Raw genomic sequence first — 3242 nt, 5'->3', positions numbered from 1 at the left:
GGGTCAGGGCGGCGCGTGCAATGCGATCGTTCATGGTTTCTCTCGTCCTTTGCTGAGGATCCGGTGAGCGGGGCGGCTTTGGTGACCGGCCAGCTTCCCCTCTCCCCCGGGCGTTTTTTGCCTGCTGGCAGAGCATCGCGGAGCTGTGCCCGACGGAGCCGGGGCAACCCGAAGGGCAAGCAGCGGATGGATTGTGGGAGGAAATTTGCGAAGCGCCGACACAAGGCATCGGCTGGTCATGCAGCATGGTTGTTCCACTGCCACAACCTCCGCCAACCCGGGCGTCGCAGGCATTCCCGGACCTCTTTGCAACGCCGATTGTGCTTAGGGGAGGCTACCCTAATAAGCTTTGGGAAATGACCACGCAGCTCGAACTCGCGGGGGTGCCTTTCGCTTGGGGGCTGGCGGACTACGGAGATACCCCTGCCATCATCACCGACCGGGTGACCCTGACCTACAACGAATTGGCCGAACGGGTTGAGGCCTTCGCCCGACGACTTGGCACAGAACGGCGGCTGGTGGCCCTTGCGGCGTCAAACAATATCGAATCACTTGTGGCGTATCTGGCCGCCCTGGCCGGCGGACACCCGTTGATCCTTCTTCCCGAAGACAAACCCACGGCCTTGGACTCACTGGTGGCAGCCTACGATCCTGACGTCGTCATCCGTCCTGCCAATGGGGAAATCGCACTGGTGGAGCGGCATCAGGGTAGCCGGCACGAGCTGCACCCGGACCTTGCCCTGCTCCTGAGTACTTCGGGATCGACAGGTTCGCCGAAGCTGGTGCGTCTTTCCCAACGCAACCTCCAGGCGAATGCCGAATCGATTGCCTCGTACCTGGGCATCACAGCCGGGGACCGGGCCGCCACCACCTTGCCGATGTCCTACTGCTACGGGCTCTCGGTGATCAACAGCCACCTGTCACGAGGCGCCACGCTGGTGCTGACCGGACTGTCCGTCGTCGACCCTTGTTTCTGGGAACTGATCCGGCAGCAGCACTGCACATCCTTCGCCGCCGTTCCCTACACATTCGAACTTCTTGAAGGGGTCGGTTTCGGCGACATGGATCTGCCGGAACTGCGCTACATCACCCAGGCCGGCGGGCGCCTTGCCCCCGACCAGGTGCGCCGCTACGCACAACTGGGCAGCGCGCAGGGTTGGGACCTGTTCGTCATGTACGGGCAGACCGAGGCGACGGCCCGGATGGCCTACCTGCCCCCGCACCTTGCCGCCGACCATCCGGAAGCCATCGGACTGCCCGTGCCGGGTGGTTCCTTCCGCATCGACCCCGTCGAAGGCCTCCACGACGGTGAGCTGGTGTACACCGGGCCGAACGTGATGCTCGGCTACGCAGAAACCCCCGAGGACCTGTCCCGGGGCCGAACCATCACCGAACTGCGCACCGGCGACCTGGCGCGGAAGAACGCCGCGGGCCTGTACCAAGTTGTGGGGCGGCGCAGCCGGTTCGTCAAGATCGTGGGCCTGCGCGTTGATCTGGGACAGGTCGAACGCATGCTTGCCGACCTCGGGGTGGCCGCGGCCAGCACCGGCACCGACGACCGCCTGGTCGTAGCCGTTGAGGGTGAGCAGGACACCCAGCTTCTGTCCAAGGTACTCGCTCAGGGCGTGGGGCTGCCGCGCTCCGCCCTGACCCTCGTTGCTGTCAAGGAACTGCCCCGTCTGGGCAGCGGCAAACTTGATTACCCCGCAGTCACCGCCCTGTCTGCCGAGATGACGAAGGCGGCCAAAGCGCTTCCCGATGTGGCCGCCGCAGGGCGAACCGTGGCGGAGACCAACGACCCGGCATCAACGGGACTGTCCAACGAGGCCCGAAGCAGCACTGCGAACACCCTCACGGTGAAGCAGATATTCATGGATGTCCTCGAGGTCTCCGAAGTCAAGGACACCGAGACGTTCGTCTCGCTCGGCGGCGACTCCCTCTCCTTCGTGGCCGCCTCCGTCCGGCTGGAACAGGTACTGGGCCACCTGCCCCCCGACTGGCATCTCACACCCATCGGCAGACTCCAACCCGCGCCGAAACCCGAAAGCCAGCCCCGCCGGTCCGGCATCAAGCGGACGGTGGCGCCGATTGATACGAGCATCGCCCTTCGCGCTGTTGGCATCATCTTCATCGTCAGCACACACATCGGGCTTTTCGAGTGGCAGGGTATGGCCCATGTGCTGATCGCGGCCGCGGGGTACAACTTCGCCCGCTTCCAGCTGTCCGGGCAAGGAATGCCCCGCCTTCGACGCCAGCTCGTCAGCATTGGGCGGATCGTGGTGCCCGCGATGGCGTTTATCGCGTTCGCGTTCCTGGTCACCGACCGCTACAGCCTGGCCAACATTGTGCTCCTCAACGCCATCCTCGGCCCCGTGGAAGTCACCACCCAATGGCATTTCTGGTTTATCGAAGACATTGTCTACATCCTCCTGGCCATGTCAGCGCTGCTCGCCGTCCCCTGGATCAACCGCACCGAACGCCGCTACCCGTTCCTCTACCCGCTGATACTGTTCGGCGCCGGGCTCCTCACCCGCTACGAGATCGTGGAACCGGACGTGCCGCACACCATCCCGGCACTATGGCTCTTCGCCCTGGGCTGGGTCGTGGCACGCTCGCGCACCCTCCTGCAGCGCTGCCTGGTCGCCGCGCTGACGGTCATAACCGTCCCGGGCTTCTTCGAAGACAACCCTCGGGAAGCCACGATGATGGCCGGGATCCTGCTGCTCACCTGGCTGCCCACCCTCCCCGTACCGCGAGTCCTGACCCGGCCCGCCGCCATCCTGGCCAGCGCCTCCATGCACATCTACCTCGTACACTGGCTCGTCTACCCGCCCCTGGCAGATATCAACAGGCCCCTCGCAGTGGCCGGGTCGCTGGCCGCCGGCATCGCCTACTGGATTTTCTGCAACCGGTGCACCAGCACCTTCCAGTGGTTCCGCAACCGCAGCAAGCAGCAGCTGTAACAAGGACGGTTGTCACGCTTGTTCTTATACGCAGAGGGATGCGGGGTCTCAGACACGCCGGCATTGATCAGCCAACCGATCAGACCGCCAACAACCAGCCCTGATCCGCCGTGAAGGAGGCAGCCAGACATCTAAGAGGCCGTCCTGCTGCCTGCGCCGCGGTCGACCGCGGCGGCGCACAAGGCAAATAGAGGCGGGGGGGGGGGGGGGGGCGGCCCCCCCCCCCACGGCCCTCTACGTGGTGCTCGCCTTCATCATCATCTCGTTCTATGGGGGCGG

Annotated in this window: 1 protein-coding gene; it reads left to right on the top strand. The window is 64.9% G+C overall.

Annotated features, from left to right (window positions below):
- The first annotated feature begins 356 nt into the window (after positions 1–356).
- Complete coding sequence (locus PV772_RS22790; protein WP_347887674.1) at positions 357–2963, top strand: AMP-binding protein; 2607 nt, start codon at positions 357–359, stop codon at positions 2961–2963.
- Positions 2964–3242 lie beyond the last annotated feature (279 nt).

Origin of the sequence: Pseudarthrobacter sp. CC12, assembly GCF_039907755.1 — a bacterium.
GTDB classification, from domain to species: Bacteria; Actinomycetota; Actinomycetes; order Actinomycetales; family Micrococcaceae; genus Arthrobacter; species Arthrobacter niigatensis.
The sequence above is the reverse complement of the archived record's forward strand: the minus strand, read 5'-3'. Positions and strand labels throughout refer to the sequence as shown.

Coding starts and splice junctions, on each gene's coding strand:
- PV772_RS22790 (WP_347887674.1), top strand. CDS start 357: ATGACCACGCAGCTCGAACTCGCGGGGGTGCCTTTCGCTTGGGGGCTG.